This is a genomic window from Bradyrhizobium sp. PUT101, from assembly GCF_052043945.1.
In the GTDB taxonomy this organism is placed as follows: Bacteria; Pseudomonadota; Alphaproteobacteria; order Rhizobiales; family Xanthobacteraceae; genus Bradyrhizobium.
In genome coordinates this window covers 5,936,628-5,952,587 of the sequence record NZ_CP197207.1, presented here as the reverse complement: position 1 = coordinate 5,952,587, position 15,960 = coordinate 5,936,628, and the positions used below count along the sequence as shown (strand labels likewise).

Here is a 15,960-nt window from a genome sequence, read left to right as displayed (position 1 = left end):
ATCTGACAGGAGCAGATCGATGACCAACATCTCAAAGGCGCTCGCAGTCTCGTTGCTGTCGGGCGCCTTTCTTTTGCCGGCCACGGGCGCCTTCGCCCAGGGCAATACCAGCCCGCCGACAACGGCGACGCGCCCCACCGGACCGGATCAGAACTCGCTTCCCAACGCCAATGCTCCGCCCGCCTCGACCACCCAGACCACGGGGCAGCACAATCCGGATCCGAAGGTTCGGGAGATGAACCAGAAGGAGAAGGACAAGGTCGAGCGCACGGGCAAGTAGTTGCCCAACGGCTGCGCATGGATGTGCTCTCTCCCCCTGCGGAAGTGGGCAGCGACGCTTGGCGATGCGCACTCGCTGGCGTGATGGGTTCTCCGTCCTCACGAACGGCCTTGCACGTGGATAGAATCCCTCATCCGGCGCTGCACGCCACCTTCTCCCGTAACAAGGGGAGAAGGAAGAAGCCCCCACAGCAAAATGCGGCGGACGTTTCCGTCCGCCGCATTCGCCACCCCCCTGCTGCTCCGCTTCTTTCGATCCGCCCGCGGAGCTATTTCTTCAGCGCGAACACCCAGACGACGCCACCCTGCGGCACGTTGGCTTCGATGCCGATATTGTTGGTCACGAGTGCATCCTGGATGCGCTGCGCGTCCACGCCCCAGCCCGACTGGATCGCAATGTACTGCGTGCCGTCGATCTCATAGGACACCGGCATGCCAACGATGCCGGAGTTGGTCTTCTGTTCCCACAGGAGCTCGCCGGTCTTGGCGTGGAAGGCTCGGAAGTTGCGGTCGTTGGTGCCGCCGACGAAGACGAGATCGCCCGCAGTCGCCGTCACCGAGCCGAACAGCTGCGACTTCGGGAAGTTGTGCTGCCACACCTTCTTGCCGGTGGCGGGATCCCAGGCCTGAAGCTCGCCGAAATGATCCGCGCCCGGTTTTGTCTTCAGGCCGATGTCTTCCGGCTTGGTGCCGAGCCAGAGCTCGCCCGGCTTGAGCGGGACCTTCTCGCCGGTGAATCCGCCGCAGAAATTCTCGTTGGCGGGCACGTAGACGAGACCGGTCTTCTGGCTGTAGGCCGCCGACGGCCAATCCTTGCCGCCCCACAGCGACGGACAGAACTCGACGCGTTTTCCGATGACCGGCTTGTGCGCGGGATCCACGATCGGCTTGCCGGTCTCGTCGATGCCCTTCCAGACGTCGGTATAGACGAACGGCCAGCCTGCGACGTAGTTGATCTTGGTCGGCGTGCGCTCGAGCACCCAGAAGATCGCGTCGCGTCCCGGATGGACCAGGCTCTTGATGGTGCGACCGTTGCGTTGCAGATCGATCAGCATCGGCGCCTCGACCTCGTCCCAATCCCAGGAATCGTTCTGGTGATACTGGTGATAGGCCTTGATCTTGCCGGTGTTGGGATCGAGCGCGAGCACCGATGCAGTGTACAGATTGTCGCCGGGATGGGTCTCGCCGGGCCATGGCGCCGCATTGCCGACGCCCCAATAGATCGTCTTGGTCTCCTTGTCGTAATTGCCGGTCATCCAGGCCGACCCACCGCCGTTCTTCCAGTCGTCGCCCTGCCAGGTGTCGTGACCGGGCTCGCCTTCGCCGGGGATGGTGTAGGTCCGCCACAGCTCCTTGCCGTCCTTGGCATCATAAGCCACGATATAACCGCGCACGCCGAACTCGCCGCCGGAGCCGCCGACGATGACCTTGCCGTCGACGATCAACGGCATCAGGGTCATGTACTGGCCCTTCCTGTAGTCCTGCACCTTGGTATCCCACAGCACTTTGCCGGTCTTGGCATCGAGCGCGACCACATGGTCGTCGGTGGTGGCGAGGTAGAGCTTGTCCTCCCACAGGCCGACGCCCCGGTTGGTCGGATGCAGCTGGAACAGATCGTCAGGAAGCTGCCGCTTGTAGCGCCAATATTCGTCGCCGGTCTTCGCGTTCAGCGCGATCACCTGCCCCATTGGGGTCGTCACGAACATCGCGCCATTGTTGACGATCGGCGGCGCCTGATGGCCTTCAACCACGCCGGTGGCAAAGGTCCAGACCGGCGTGAGGTTCTTCACGTTCGAGGTGTTGATCTGGTCAAGCGGGCTGTAGCCCTGCCCGTCATAGGTGCGCCGGTAGAGCATCCAGTTGCTTGGCTCGGGATTTTCCAATCGCTGCGCGGTGACCGGAGAATAATTCTCGATCGGACCTGATACGGCCGCGGTCGAGGCAAGACACGTGAAGGCGACGAAGCCGGACAGTAACCATTGCTTCCTCAAGGAAGTTTTCATGGACGTTCCCCTTTTTCATCCGTTTGAATTCTTGTTGTGAATTCTTGTCGTTCTTGTCGTTCGTCCCGTCACCCGCCTATCGGCGGAGGCGGCCTCTCGTGACGCGGGCATGGCCCGCAACCGTCCATCATCCTGGCTGCGCGCCACCTACCTTTCCGACGAAATTGCCGGCGACGCTGAGCGATCCGTCAGCCAGCGCCAGAGGCAACGCCGCCAGCCGTCGCGGCGCCGGTCCGAACACGACCTGCGCGCCCGCGCGAGGATCGTATTCGGAATTGTGGCACATGCACTTGAACACCTCCTTGTCGCCGACATCGCTCTTCACCCAGGCGGTGACAGGACAGCCCGCATGCGAGCAGATCGCCGAATAGGCTATGATGCCGTCGACAGCACGCGCACGGGTCTTCTCGTCGAGCTCGGCGGGATCGAGCTTGATGATCAGGATCTCGTTGAGCCGCGAGGCGCTGCGCACCACCGATGTGCTGGGATCCTTCGGCCAGGCATGAAGCGGTGGCCCGCCTGCCTTTAGATCGGCCACGGTGATAATTTTCCCCTCCTGCTCGCCTTCGGAGAAGACGAGCAGATCGCCCTTCTGAGGCCGTTCGTCGGAGCCGGGCGGATCCTCGCCTGCACGCGCCGGCAGGGAACAGCCGAGGCACGCGGTGGTCGCAAGCGCGCCGAGCAGCAGCGTTCGCCGCGTTTGCTCGGTGCCCGCGTCGGCTTCAGCTTCCGCAATGCTCTCGGATGGTGATGAATTGACGTTGAACGGTGCGCTCGACATGCCCGCTAGCAGGCGCTGGAACTCTGCCGAAAACAAGGCAAAGAATTGGCACCGCAGTGCATCAATATGGCCCTGCTCGCTTTGATTGAACAATACTGAACGCGTTCAGCGCGTTTTCGCAAATTCTACATCGCATCACGCGAACAGCATGATGATTTTGCAGATCAGACCGATGATGTTGGAATTGGTGCAGCGCGCCATCGCGCATGCGAAGTGCGTTTCTCAGGCAGGCATTCTGTATTCACGACCTGTGCACGTGACGCGGCGATGCGATACGACCTGCGACAGTTGCCGAAGCCATCTCGAAACTGTCGGCGATACGACGCGCCCTGTCGATGAACAGCGCAGCCGCCGCCGGCGGGCAGACCTCGCGCGCGGTCTGTTCGAACAGATCGAGCCAGCGGTCGAAATGATCTCCAACCAGGTTCAGCGGCAGATGCGCCCGCATCGGCGAGCCATGATAGCGGCCGCTCATCAACACCACCGAGGACCAGAAGTCCTTGAGTTTGGCGAGGTGCTCGTCCCAATTCTGCACGACGGCGAAGACCGGACCAAGCAGCGCGTCCTCGCGCACGCGTCCGTAGAAGCGGGTGACGAGTTCTCCGATCATTTCCTCGGTGATCCCGGTGCGCTCGATCGCATCCTGGGTCAACAGGTTCCGCCGCGCAGCCGCAGCCTCGCGCTCGGCCTTCAGTCGATCCGACATGTCCCTTGCTATCCGTTCTATGTTCCCGCAGGCGGCCCGTTGGATATTGTCGGGTCAATTGCGCACGGCGTCTTTGTCGCAGCGCAAATTGCGGGATCTGGCGGCGGACGTTTGAGTGTCCGCCGCCGATGCCTTCATCAGGCGCTATAGGTGTAGAAGCCCTGCCCGCTCTTGCGGCCGAGATGGCCGGCATCGACCATCTCTTTCAGCAGCGGGGCTGGCCGGTATTTAGGATCGTTGAAGCCTTTGTAAAAGACCTCCATCACTGAAAGCATGGTGTCGAGCCCGACGAGATCGGCCAGCGCCAGCGGCCCGATCGGATGGTTGCAACCGAGCTTCATGCCGGCGTCGATCTCTTCTGCGGTTGCGATCCCCTCCTGGAGCGCGAAGATCGCCTCGTTGATCATCGGGCATAGGATGCGGTTGACGGCGAAGCCCGGGCTGTTCTTTGCCGTGATCGCCACCTTGCCGACGCGCTTGGCGAAATCGAGCGCCTTGGCATGGGTGTCGTCCGAAGTCTGCAAGCCCCGGATGAGTTCCAGCAGCGCCATCACCGGCACCGGGTTGAAGAAGTGCATGCCGATGAACCGGTCGGGACGGTCGGTCGCCGCAGCGAGCTTGGTGATCGAGATCGACGACGTGTTGGTCGCGACCAGCGTGCGCGGCGACAGCGTGGCGCAGAGGTCCTTCAGGATCTTGACCTTGAGCTCCTCGTTCTCGGTCGCGGCCTCGATGACCAGATCGCAACCCGACAGCTTCGACCGGTCGGTGGTGCCGGTGATGCGCTTGAGCGTCGCCTCGCGGTCGGCCGCCGACATCTTCTCCTTCTTGACCAGGCGCTCGAGGCTGCCGCCGACGGTCGAGAGGCCGCGGTTCACCGCCGCATCGGAAATATCGACCATCACGACCGAAAGCCCGGCCGCGGCGCAGACCTGCGCGATGCCGTTCCCCATGGTCCCGGCCCCGATGATGCCAACGGTTTGGATCATTGCGTCACATCCTTCATCTTTGCGGGCGAGCCAAGAGCGGCCCGGCCCCATTGTTCCTGCATCAGGGTCTAGCACCACCATCTGGCGGGTGCGACCTGATCCTGTCCCTTCCTTAGTGCATCCACGGGCGGAATAAAGCCGTCCACCGCCGCGTCGCGCCGGGATTTGGGCTCTCCCTGCCCGAAACTGCCGGATCTCGTGCCCCTACGGCCCCCAAGAGAGCCCAATGAAGGCCGGGCATCGGGCGCCCGATTCAGGGGGACAAAAGCGCAGCCTGAGCCCCCCCTTGAATTGCGACCTCTTGATTGTGGCGACCGCAGCGGCGAGAACCGGCGCAGTTGCCATCCGAGGATGCGCGTGGAGGACCCGGCCTGCCGCCAAGGCGGGCCGAAGCTGTCAGGGGCAGGCTGCCGAGGACGAAGGATTTCGCGATGGACGTGACCAGGACCACCGGCATCGAGCCGGCGCAACGGCGTCAGGCCGGATGAACGATTTCGCGCGATCCATCGGTGCCGCTTTCACGCTGATCGGCGAAGCCGACGCCGAGCTGCTGGGCATCGTCGCATTGTCGGTGCGGGTCAGCCTGACCGCCGGCATCATCGCGCTCCTGATCGGCGCACCGTTGGGAGCCCTGCTTGCGATCACCCGTTTCCGGGGGCGTCAGGTCATCATCATTCTGACCAATGCACTGCTCGGCCTTCCGCCGGTCGTGGTCGGGCTCGCCCTCTACCTCCTGCTGTCGCGGTCCGGCCCGCTCGGGGCGGCGGGCTTGTTGTTCACGCCGGCCGCCATGGTGATCGCCCAGACGCTGCTGGCCACGCCGATCGTCGTGGCGCTGGTTCACCGGCCGGCAAGCCTGCTGTGGGCGGAGTATGGCGACCTGGCGCGGATCGACGGACTGTCGGCCCTGCGCAGCATGGCCCTGCTGTTCGCGCTCGGCCGGGCCTCGTTGTTAACGGCCTTTCTCGCGGCGTTCGGACGCGCCATTGCGGAAGTCGGCGCCATCATCATCGTCGGCGGCAACATCCGCGGCTTCACCCGCACGATGACGACAGCGATCGCACTGGAAACCAGCAAAGGCGACCTGCCGCTGGCGCTCGGACTCGGACTGATCCTGCTCGCACTCAGCGTGGCGGTGTCGAGTGTCGCCTTCGTGCTAGTGGGGCGCGTTGGGGAAAAATAGCTGCTCGCCGCCGACCTTATACCCGGCTATCGCTTCCTGCCCCTTCCGCGAAACCAGCCAGTCGATGAAGGCCTGCCCGTCCTTCGCCTTCACATTCGGATGCTTGGCTGGATTCACCAGCATGACGCCGTACTGGTTGAAGAGCCGCTTGTCACCCTCGGTCAGGATGGCGAGTTCGCCACGGTTCTTGAACGATAGCCAGGTGCCGCGGTCCGACAGGAGATAGGCGTTCGAAGACGAGGCCATGTTCAGCGCAGGGCCCATGCCCTGACCGATTTCCCGGTACCAGTTGTCCTTGCCGGCATTGAGGTCAACGCCCGCCTCTTTCCACAGCCTCAACTCAGCCGCATGCGTGCCGGACTTGTCGCCGCGCGAGATGAACGGCGCCTTCGCCGTCGCGATCTTGCGCAGCGCCTCGACCACATCCTTGCTGCCAGATATCCGCGCCGGATCGCTTCTGGGCCCGACGATGACGAAGTCGTTGTACATGACGTCGAACCGTTTCACGCCCTGCCCTTCGGACATGAACTTGTCCTCGGCGGGCCTGTCATGGACGAACACCACGTCGGCATCCCCGCGCCGTCCGATATCCAGTGCCTGGCCGGTGCCGACGGCAACGACCTTCACGCTGATGCCTTCGGCCTTCGAGAACAGCGGCAGCAAATGGCCGAACAGCCCCGACTGTTCCGTCGAAGTGGTCGAGGCCACGGTGATGGTGCGATCCTGTGCGAATGCGATGGTGGACCAGAGCAGAACCGCTCCGATGGTGGCAAGCTTCCTCATGCGCCGTCTCCGACAGACACTGACGGTTCTGAATAGCCGCTGACGACGACGACGGGAACCCCTTAGACAGGCCGCAACGGAAATTGACGCGAGGGGCTACACGCGTCGGCAGGAACGTCGTCGGCGCAGGCGGGTTGTCTGGCCATGTAAAGTCAAGGAGAATCCGATGAAGAAGATCATCCTGGCATCCGCATGCATCATGGCGCTGGCGACAGGTGGCGCCTTCGCGCAGACACAACCCGCCCCCGGCGCATCCAGTCAGAGCGACGTCGGCCCCTCGTCGCGAGGCCCGGCGACCAAGGGAATGACGACGGGACGTGCATCGAACATGCAGAACGAGGCCAGCGACAGCAAGGGCGCGCAATCGCCATCCGCCGGCGGTAGCAACAGCAACAATATGGGAAGCCAGGCCGGCGGCAGCGCAGGCTCCGGCGGCGCCGGCGCCGGCAAATGAACTAAGGATCGAATATCCCGAGAGGCAAGGGCTGTCCCCTTCTCCAAGCAGCGCGTCGATTGGGGGAATCGCGAACCGCATTCACAAAGCGGGGTGAAATTCACCCCGCAGAGTGAATGCGTGATGTTCTGCAATTGGTCCTCCCTACATTGACATGGGCGTGACGGCCGGGGCAGGTTTTCACATTGCTGGCGAATCAGCGATTGCCTCACGCCGAGTACCTCTTGGACAACTCCCAGTGCTTTCGAGACTGATATCGTTGCTGCGCCGCATCCCTGCGGTGAACTGGGCATTTACCCGACTTCGGCCCTTGCCGCACGGCGGCAGCATTGACGTCTCTGCGATCGCCACAGACGCTTCGCCCGCCATCATCGAAGAGGTCGCGGCCACCGTTCAAGCTCCGACCGCCGAGATCGGCACCTCCCCGATGCGCGACGATGCTGACCTCGCCGCCCAGGCTCCGGTCGCAGAGAACGATGCGACCGTGCCTGTCGTCACGGAGAATCCGTCCGACGATATCTGTACCAGCGTCGCCTCATCTCCGGAGAGCGTGACGGAAATGGACGCGCCCGCAACGCCGCCCGTCGCCGAGGAGGTGTTGGCTTCATCGCCGGACACGGAGAACGAGCCAGTTGCGGACGCTGACCTCGCCATCATTGGCGATGCATCGCCTGCCGAAATCGATTCCGTCGTCGCAGAAGGGGTTGTGGTTTCATCATCAGACGTCGCGACCGCTTCGAGCGACGTCCCTGGTGCCGTCATCGAGGCTGCCCCCTCGTCCAACGTTTCCGCCAAGGTCGAAACGGTCGCCGTCGAAGCAATCCCGGTCCTCCTCGGCGATGCCAATAGCGTCGCGCCTGATGTTTCTGAAGCCAGTGCCGACAGCGACCCAGCGCTCGTCGTCGAGGTCGCGCCGGCCCCTGCAAACAGTGTTCCGCTCGTCACAGCCGTTGCGCCAGCGGCCAACGAGTCAGCCAGCGTCGTCATCGAGATCGAACCGGCTCCGGCGCTCGAGTCTCCTGCTCCGGAGATCCGCAGCGCACCGAAAGCTCGCGCGAGAGCCGCGGAACCCGGCGATCGCGCCGCGCTGATCCGGCAACGCTGGGCGGAGACCGGAATCAGAATGTGGAATCCGCGACTTCACGGCACCGGCGAGGCCGCGCTGAACATCCAGGGACGCATCGGGCTGCTGCCGCCGGCGCCCGGCGAGACAATGCCGCGCTACGACAAGCTGGAATTCAAGATGCTCGGCGGACAGATCGTCTGTGAGGGCGTCATCGTCGAGGCGCCTGCGCAAGCGAGCCATCGCAGCTTTACGCGACTCGCCGAGCCGCGGAACATCGACCGCGTCCGTGAACCGACGCGGGAGCGTCAGGCTGTTCTCGCCTGATCCTTTCTTCTGGGAACGATCCCGATGTGCTAGGCTGATGTCCCGACATGGGAGATCACATATGCGCGCAAGGCCGTTGCTTCTGGTCGTGATCGCCTTCTCCATCTCACAGCCAGCGCTCGGCGCGGGCAAACGGCCGCTTCCTGCAGCGACGACCGTTCCCGCCACCGATCCGGCTGCGCCCTACAAGGCCGATCGGCTCTCTTCCTCGCGCGGAGAGACGATCCTCGATACGCCCGGCCAGACCACCGTGCTGACGCGGCAGGTCCTCGACGACATGAACGCGACCAGCCTGAGAGGCGCCATGCGCTCGACCGCCGGGGTGACGATCGGGCGCTGAGGCATACACGTTCGAGCGACGGCAACCGCCCGATCAGAATGACAAGAGAACTGTGGGAGGCAAACCATGAGAAGACTCACGGCCGCGCTGTGCGCACTGATCCTGTTCGCACACCGACGGTTTTGCCTAGACCAAAAAGGAGACGACGCGCAGCTCGTGGCCCGGGGAACGTGACAAGCCGCTGCTCGACGGAGATAGGCGGAGCGAGCACACCGGATGGCACCATGGTTGGCAGGTCGTAGCTGCAGTGATTGCGGCGACCTGTGCCCGAGACGCACGCTGCGAACGGCGGGTATCCTTAACGGAACCTCACCAATGCACGCGGCCGGAGAAACCTTGAGGTAGCGCGCAACCTGTGCTGGCCCTCCGCGCTTGGCCCGATCTAACGCGCCCTTTACCCGCGCCGTGCAAGATCGCCCGCGTTTTCAGGGGATGCGGGGCTCGTATTTCAATGCCTGTTGTCGATTTGAAGTCTCATCTTGCCGCCGCAACGCGGCTGTTTCGCGTACCGGACGATAACCCGGACCTGACCCGCGCACAGTTCGACGCGTTCTCCAAGCAGATCCCGCTGCTCTACTTCATCCTGATGAGCAACACGATCGCGGTCGCCTACACCTATGTGAACGTGGCGCCGGACTGGCTGACGATGATCGTGCCGAGCGTCCTGACCGTGCTCGCAGGCTTACGGACCTTCTGGTGGCTGCGCCAGCGTCATATCGCGCGCAGTGATGCCGACATCCTGCGCAATCTGCGCGCCACCAACTGGCTGACGTTGCCGATCGGCGCCGGCTTCGCCGCTTGGTCCTTCGCGCTCTACCCCTACGGCGATCCCTTCGCCAAGAGCCAGATCGCCTTCTACATGGCGGTCACCGTGATCGGCTGCATCTTCTCGCTGATGCATCTGCGTTCGGCGGCGCTGATCGTGACACTGATCGTCGACGTGCCCTATGTGCTGTTTTTCTTCGCCACAGGCGAACCGACGCTGAAGGCGATCGCCGTCAACAACCTCCTCGTTTCCGGAGCGATGGTAACGGTGCTGTTCATCTACTACCGCGACTTCGCCGATCTCGTCGCCAGCCGCAAGTCGTTGCTGGCGCAACAGGCGGCCACGCAGGCGCTCTCGGACGAGAACTTCCGCCTTGCCAATCTCGATTCCCTCACCGAGCTGCCGAACCGCCGCCGCTTCTTTGCCGAGCTGTCGAGTGCCTTCGCAGATGCCGAGCGCAGAAACGTTCGCGTTGCGGTCGGCATCATCGACCTCGACGGCTTCAAGCCGATCAACGACAATTACGGTCACTCCGTCGGCGACCGCGTCCTGATCGAGGCAGGCCGGCGCATCCGCGAGGTCTGCGAGGGCTTTGGTCCGCAGCGCGTAGAGTTCGCCCGGCTCGGCGGTGACGAGTTCGGGCTCGTCGTGTGCGGCGACCCCGACGACGTGGATCTGATGCGGCTCGGCGAACGCATCGGGGGCCGGATCAAGCTGCCTTACCAGCTCGACACCGCCCACACCGGGCTGTCGTGCTCGATCGGATTCGCATCGTTCCCGGACTCCGCGACGACGTCGGAAGCGCTCTACGAGTGCGCCGACTACTCGCTCTATCACGCCAAGCGCCATCTGCGCGGCCGCACTGTGATCTTCTCGAGCGAGCTCGAGGCCGAGATCCGCAGTCGCGTCGTCATCGAGAATCTGCTGCGCACGGCCGATTTCAGCACCGAGATGGATCTGGTGTTCCAGCCGATCGTCGACGCCATGAGCGAGCACACCGCCGGCTTCGAGGTTCTGGCGCGCTGGCGCAGCGCTCGCCTCGGCCTGGTTTCCCCGGCCGATTTCATTCCGGCCGCCGAGCGTATCGGTCTGATCCGCCCACTGACGCAAGCGCTGCTGGTGCGCGCGCTCGCCATCGCCAGGACGTGGCCCGATCACATCCGCCTGTCGTTCAACCTCTCCGCCCACGACGTCTGTGCGGCGGAGGGCATCTTGCCGCTGATCTCCATCATCGAGAAGAGTGGGCTGCCACCGCGGCGGATCGATTTCGAGATCACCGAGACCGCTGTGACCTTCGACTTCGTGCGCGCGCAGCAATCGATCGCGACGCTGAAGGCGATGGGCTGCGGCATTTCGCTGGACGATTTCGGCACCGGCTATTCGTCGCTGAGCCACGTGCACCGGCTGCCGCTCGACAAGATCAAGGTCGACCGCAGCTTCGTCGCCGACATCAACGAAAATCCCGTCAGTCACAAGATCATCAAGTCGCTCACCGGCCTGTGCGACGACATGGAGATCGCCTGCGTCGTCGAGGGCGTCGAGACCCGCGCCCAGCTCGACAGCCTGCGCCGGCTCGGCTGTGACTTCATCCAGGGCTACTATTTCGCAAAGCCCATGGCGGCCGATGCGATCGGCGACTATCTGGCAAAGGAAGGCCAGCGCCTCGAAGGCACCAGGGCCAGGGTCGTAGCCTAACGTTACACCGCGCAGTAGCGCTCCTGGATATCCTTGTCCGCGAGCAGCGCCGCCGCGCTGCTCTGATGCACGACCTCGCCTTGATCAATAATGACGGCGCGGTCAGCCAGCCGCAGCGCCCATTCGACGTTCTGCTCCACCAGCAGCAGCGTCTTGCCCTCGTCGCGCAGGCGGCGGAACAGCAGGCCCATCTCCTCGACGAGGACGGGCATGATGCCCTCCGAGGGCTCGTCGAGCAGGATCATTTTAGGCTTTGCGATCAGCGCGCGCGCAATCGCCAGCATCTGCTGTTCTCCACCCGAGAGCGTCACGCCCTCCTGATCGAGACGCTCCTTCAGGCGCGGAAAGGTTTCGGCAATCTCGTCGATCGCCGTGCGCTCCTCGATATCGCCGCCGGCGGCGACGAGACCGAGCCGCAAATTCTCGCGCACGGACAGGCCGGGGACGATGCGGCGTTCCTCGGGCACGTAAGCGAGGCCGAGATGGAAGCGCTGATGCGCGCGGAGCGGCAACAGTTCCCTGCCTGCGAAGCGCACGCGGCCCGTCGCCTTTGGCATCAGGCCCATCATCGCGCGCAGGGTCGTGGTCTTCCCGGCGCCGTTGCGGCCGACCAGGGCGACCACCTCGCCCGGGTCCACGTGCAGGGAGATGCCGTGGAGGATATGGCTTGCGCCATACCAGGCATGGAGATCGTTGATTTCGAGCAGCGCGGTCTCAGCCATAACCTTCACTCTGTCCGAGATAGACCCGGCGGACCTCCGGATTGCTCCTGATCTCGTCGGGCGCGCCGTCCGCCAGCAGGCGGCCGTGATGCAGCACCACGACGCGTTTGCTGAGCCCCAGCACCATCTTCATCTTGTGCTCCACCAGGAGCACGGTGCGCTTGTCGGCGAGGCGCTCGAGCAGAGCGACCATGTCCTTGGTTTCTTCCGGCCCCATGCCGGCGGTCGGTTCGTCCAACAGCAGCAATTCCGGCTCGGCGACCAGCGCGATCGCGATCTCCAGTGCGCGCTGCTGGCCATGCGACAGGAATTTTGCCAGTTCGTTCCGCCTGGCCAGCAGCCCGACTGCGTCGAGCGCGGCGTCTGCCCGCCCAATCAGTTCAGCAAGCCGGGCGCGGTTGCGCCAGATGTCGTAACTCACGATCAGCGCTTGGGCTGCCACGCGCACGTTCTCATGCACGGACAGATCCGGAAAGATGTTCGTGATCTGATAGGAGCGCGAGATGCCCTGATGCACGAAGCGATGCTGCGGCAGGCCGTTCAGCTCACGTCCCCTGAAATGCAGCTTGCCCGAGGTCGGCGTCAACGCGCCCGAGAGGATGTTGAAGAACGTGCTCTTGCCGGCGCCGTTCGGCCCGATGATCGAGGTGAGCTGGCCGGCCGCGAACGAAATGGTGATGCCCTCGAGCGCGACGAAACCGCCAAAGCGTTTGCCGATGCCTTCGGCACGAAGCAGTTCACCGCTCATCGCCGCGCCTTTCCGATGCCGAGGGCATCGAGCAGCGTTCCCCAGATGCCCTTGGGCAGGAACAGCACGAACAGCACGAAGATCGCACCGACGACAATTTGCCAATGCGGCGTCCAGAGCGAGATCACGTCCTCCAGGATCAGGAAGCTGGCAGCACCAACGAAGGGCCCGAAGAAGCTGCGGGCGCCGCCGAGCAGCACCATCATCACGATCATGCCCGAGGTCTGGTAGTGCAGGATGTCCAGCGGCACGATGGACAGATGCAGTGCCAGCATGCAGCCGCCGAGCGATGAGATCGCGCCCGACAGCATGAACACGACCAGCTTGCTGCGTTCGACGTCATAGCCGCAGGCTCGTGCCCGCTGCTCGTTCTCGCGGATCGCCTCGATGACGGCCCCGAACGGTGAGTTCAGGATACGCGACTGGAACCACATCGCCAGCGCCGCGAACGCCATCAGCACGTAATATTTGTTGACGGGATCGAGGAAATTGACCTGAAGGCCGAACAGGCTGATGCGGTCGACCGTGAAGCCCCGCAGCCCGTTCTCGCCGCCGGTGAAGGAGGCCGCCTGGAGCGCTACGTAGTAGACGAGTTGCGCCAAGGCGAGCGTTACCATCGAGAAATAGATGCCGCGGGTGCGCGTCGAGACCACACCGATCGCGGCGGCCAGGCAAGTGCTGAGGAGTACGGCAATCGGTACGGCAGCGAACCAGGGCATGCCGTAGCGTCCGATCGCGATGCCAGTGAAGTAGGCGCCTGCACCGAAGAACGCCGCCTGGCCAAACGACAGCAGGCCCGTGTAGCCGAACAGCAGATTGTAGCCCATCACCACCACGCCGTAGATCAGGACGTTGACGGCCAGCGCCTTCGATGGCAGCAGCCAGGGCAGCAATGCAAGCACGGCAATCGAGAGCAGAACACGCTGATCGAGGAGCCAGCCGAGCCCGCTGGAGGCGGGTTTGGCGACCGCTTCGCCGCTCGAAGGTAGCGTCACGCCGTCCTCCCTCTCACGCCGAACAGGCCTTGCGGGCGGATCAGCAGCACCACCGCCATCAGCGCGAACATGACGATGGTTGCCATCTCCGGCGCGAACAGCGCCACCATGCTGATGGATACGCCGACCATGAGACCGGCGACCACGGCGCCAACGATCGAGCCGAGGCCGCCGATGACGGTCACCACGAAGGCTTCCGCCAGAACCAGCGAGCCCATCTCCGGATTCACGCTGCGCATGGGCCCCGCGAGCACGCCGCCAAGCGCGGCGAGCCCCACCCCGAGTCCGAAGATCGCGAGCCAGACCCGCCCAATATCGACGCCGAGCACCTGCATGATGGTCGGATCGCGCGCGCCGGCGCGCACGATCAGGCCGACGCGGGTCTTCTCCAGCGTCAGCCAGAGCGCCAGCAGCACCACCGCCACCAGCGCGATGACGAACAGGCGGTAGCGCGGGAAGAAGCCGATGCCGAGATCGAGCACGCCGATCAGCTGCGGCGGCGTCGGAAAAGGAATGCCGTCGCTGCCGAACACGATGCGCACGCCCTCGACCAGGATGTAGCTGAGGCCGAAGGTGAGCAGCAGCGGATCGTCGATCGAGCGTCCATAGAGCCTGCGGATCAGAACGAACTCGATCAGCATACCGAAAGCGCCGATCAAAATGGGTGCGAGCAACAGCCCCCACCAGAAGCTCCCGGTGAGGGATGCCACATACAGGCCCGCATAGGCCCCGATCATGAACAGCGCGCCGTGGGCAAAATTCACCACCCCGAGCATGCCGAACACGATCGTCAGCCCAAGCGCAGTGATCACCAGGACCGCCCCTAGGGCGATCCCGGAGAGAAGCTGCATGATGATCAGCGACAGGTCCATCGTGACAGGCTTCAGGTCGCGTGGCCGAGCTCGCTGCAGCTGCGCAGCATGTCGTCGGCGCCCGCGTCGTTGGCCAGGATCGCGAACAGATCGTTCTCATTGGCCATGGCGGACTTCTTCTTGGACTCCAGCACCAGCACCGACTGCACCGACTGGTGGTCGCATTTGCGGTAATGCTGCGGGCCCTTGGTCAGGTCGTATTGCAGCTTCTCCAGGGCAACGACGACCTTGTCGGTGTCGGTACCACCGGCGGCCTGCATGGCGGCCAGCAACGATCCGACCCCGGAATACCCGTAGGCGCCATAATCGGTCGGAATCGCGCCGCCGTTGGCGGCCTTGAACGCTGCGTTGAAGGCCGACGCCGACTTGCTCTGCGTCTCCAGGCCCCAATAGTAGTTGGCGCCACCGACCACGCCTTCGAACACGTCGGGGCCGACCGCGAGCCGCTGGTTGTGCAGGATGACGGGCACGACGATCTTCATCTGCTGCTTGACGCCGAAATCCACGGCCTGCTTGATGGCGTTGGCCTGGTCACGGCCGAAATTGGAGATGCACAATACATCCGGCCGCATCGACATCAGGCGCGGCATGAAGGTGGAATAGTCGGCGGCGCCGAACGGATGCAGGATCTCGCCGACATTATCCGCACCGATCGCGGTCTGAGCGCGCTTGAAGCCGCGCAGCATCTCGTGACCGTAGGCATAGTCGGCGACGAGATGAGCGACTTTCATCCCCTTCTTCAGGGTGTGCCGTGCCACGGCTGCGGTCGTCATGTGCGGGTTCAGCGCCTCGTGGAAGGTATATTTGCTGAAATCCTTGGCCTCGTTGATGGTATCGGACTGACTGATCGAGACGTAGATCACGCCGCGGGCGCGGGTGACCTCGTTGACCGCCAGTTGCACCGCGCTGGAGAGCGCGCCGACCACGGCATGGACTTTGTCCTTCTCGATCAGCTCGAGCGTGCGGGTCGCGGCCTCGCCGGCATTGAGCTTGTCGTCGCGGACCAGCAGCTCGACCTTGCGGCCGGCAATGCCGCCCTTGTCATTGACCAGCTTCACCGCGAGCTCTGCGCACTTGACCTGATCGCGCGCTTCAGCAGCGAACGGCCCGGTCAGCGGCGTCGGAAAGCCGATGCGGATCGTCTCGTCGGCGGCGCGGCCGAGCCGCGGCATGGCGAGCAGGGCCGCGCCGGCCGAGAGGCCGGCGAGCGCGGTGCGGCGGGTTATCTTCGGGGTCGAACCGGACTTTGGCATG

The 15,960-nt window shown here is 64.0% G+C and carries 16 protein-coding genes; 6 read left to right on the top strand and 10 right to left on the bottom strand.

What is annotated here, in order from left to right; genetic code table 11:
- Positions 1-19: 19 nt before the first annotated feature.
- Positions 20-280: a hypothetical protein gene (locus ACSHT2_RS28520; RefSeq protein WP_440638065.1), complete on the top strand. Its 261-nt coding sequence runs from the start codon at positions 20-22 to the stop codon at positions 278-280.
- A gap of 268 nt (positions 281-548) precedes the next feature.
- On the opposite strand, the gene ACSHT2_RS28515 is transcribed toward ACSHT2_RS28520, so the two are convergent.
- From ACSHT2_RS28515 to ACSHT2_RS28500, 4 genes are all read right to left on the bottom strand, one after another.
- A complete protein-coding gene (locus ACSHT2_RS28515) occupies positions 549-2,282 on the bottom strand; it encodes a methanol/ethanol family PQQ-dependent dehydrogenase (RefSeq protein WP_440638063.1) in 1,734 nt (577 codons plus the stop codon).
- A gap of 127 nt (positions 2,283-2,409) precedes the next feature.
- On the bottom strand, positions 2,410-3,063 hold the full coding sequence (locus tag ACSHT2_RS28510; protein ID WP_440638061.1) for a ubiquinol-cytochrome c reductase iron-sulfur subunit: 654 nt from the start codon (positions 3,061-3,063) through the stop codon (positions 2,410-2,412).
- 241 nt (positions 3,064-3,304) lie between these two features.
- Positions 3,305-3,769: a group III truncated hemoglobin gene (locus ACSHT2_RS28505; protein ID WP_440638060.1), complete on the bottom strand. Its 465-nt coding sequence runs from the start codon at positions 3,767-3,769 to the stop codon at positions 3,305-3,307.
- Positions 3,770-3,906: 137 nt separating this feature from the next.
- Complete coding sequence (locus ACSHT2_RS28500) at positions 3,907-4,758, bottom strand: 3-hydroxybutyryl-CoA dehydrogenase (protein ID WP_370133646.1); 852 nt, start codon at positions 4,756-4,758, stop codon at positions 3,907-3,909.
- A gap of 484 nt (positions 4,759-5,242) precedes the next feature.
- Between ACSHT2_RS28500 and ACSHT2_RS28495 the strand changes: the two genes are divergently transcribed.
- Positions 5,243-5,941 carry an ABC transporter permease gene (locus tag ACSHT2_RS28495; RefSeq protein ID WP_440642949.1) on the top strand — a complete coding sequence of 233 codons (699 nt, stop codon included), beginning with the start codon at positions 5,243-5,245 and terminating at the stop codon, positions 5,939-5,941.
- On the opposite strand, the gene ACSHT2_RS28490 is transcribed toward ACSHT2_RS28495, so the two are convergent.
- Complete coding sequence (locus tag ACSHT2_RS28490; protein WP_440638058.1) at positions 5,915-6,724, bottom strand: substrate-binding domain-containing protein; 810 nt, start codon at positions 6,722-6,724, stop codon at positions 5,915-5,917. The genes ACSHT2_RS28495 and ACSHT2_RS28490 overlap by 27 nt on opposite strands.
- Positions 6,725-6,890: 166 nt before the next feature.
- On the opposite strand from ACSHT2_RS28490, the gene ACSHT2_RS28485 reads away from it, so the two are divergent.
- The 4 genes from ACSHT2_RS28485 to ACSHT2_RS28470 all read left to right on the top strand — a co-directional run bounded on the left by ACSHT2_RS28485 (position 6,891) and on the right by ACSHT2_RS28470 (position 11,369).
- Entirely contained in the window at positions 6,891-7,178 is a 288-nt protein-coding gene (locus ACSHT2_RS28485) for a hypothetical protein (RefSeq protein ID WP_440638056.1), read from the top strand.
- 154 nt (positions 7,179-7,332) lie between these two features.
- Positions 7,333-8,568 carry a hypothetical protein gene (locus tag ACSHT2_RS28480; protein WP_440638054.1) on the top strand — a complete coding sequence of 412 codons (1,236 nt, stop codon included), beginning with the start codon at positions 7,333-7,335 and terminating at the stop codon, positions 8,566-8,568.
- 61 nt (positions 8,569-8,629) lie between these two features.
- Entirely contained in the window at positions 8,630-8,908 is a 279-nt protein-coding gene (locus ACSHT2_RS28475) for a TonB-dependent receptor plug domain-containing protein (RefSeq protein WP_440638052.1), read from the top strand.
- A 451-nt stretch (positions 8,909-9,359) separates the two neighbouring features.
- On the top strand, positions 9,360-11,369 hold the full coding sequence (locus tag ACSHT2_RS28470; RefSeq protein ID WP_440638050.1) for a putative bifunctional diguanylate cyclase/phosphodiesterase: 2,010 nt from the start codon (positions 9,360-9,362) through the stop codon (positions 11,367-11,369).
- A gap of 2 nt (positions 11,370-11,371) precedes the next feature.
- Here ACSHT2_RS28470 and ACSHT2_RS28465 read toward each other — a convergent pair whose 3' ends face one another.
- From ACSHT2_RS28465 to ACSHT2_RS28445, 5 genes are read right to left on the bottom strand one after another with little or no spacing between them, the layout of a single operon-like run.
- On the bottom strand, positions 11,372-12,091 hold the full coding sequence (locus tag ACSHT2_RS28465) for an ABC transporter ATP-binding protein (protein WP_440638048.1): 720 nt from the start codon (positions 12,089-12,091) through the stop codon (positions 11,372-11,374).
- Positions 12,084-12,839, bottom strand: coding sequence for an ABC transporter ATP-binding protein (locus tag ACSHT2_RS28460; protein ID WP_440638046.1), 756 nt, complete (start codon positions 12,837-12,839; stop codon positions 12,084-12,086). The genes ACSHT2_RS28465 and ACSHT2_RS28460 overlap by 8 nt, the downstream gene beginning before the upstream one ends.
- Positions 12,836-13,834 carry a branched-chain amino acid ABC transporter permease gene (locus ACSHT2_RS28455; RefSeq protein ID WP_440638044.1) on the bottom strand — a complete coding sequence of 333 codons (999 nt, stop codon included), beginning with the start codon at positions 13,832-13,834 and terminating at the stop codon, positions 12,836-12,838. Before ACSHT2_RS28455 ends, ACSHT2_RS28460 begins: the two co-directional genes overlap by 4 nt.
- The gene (locus ACSHT2_RS28450; RefSeq protein WP_440638042.1) at positions 13,831-14,706 is read right to left on the bottom strand and encodes a branched-chain amino acid ABC transporter permease; all 876 of its coding nucleotides are present in this window, start codon (positions 14,704-14,706) and stop codon (positions 13,831-13,833) included. Before ACSHT2_RS28450 ends, ACSHT2_RS28455 begins: the two co-directional genes overlap by 4 nt.
- 11 nt (positions 14,707-14,717) lie before the next feature.
- Positions 14,718-15,959, bottom strand: a complete 1,242-nt coding sequence (locus tag ACSHT2_RS28445) for an ABC transporter substrate-binding protein (protein WP_440638040.1) — start codon at positions 15,957-15,959, stop codon at positions 14,718-14,720.
- Between the last annotated feature and the right edge of the window lies 1 nt (position 15,960).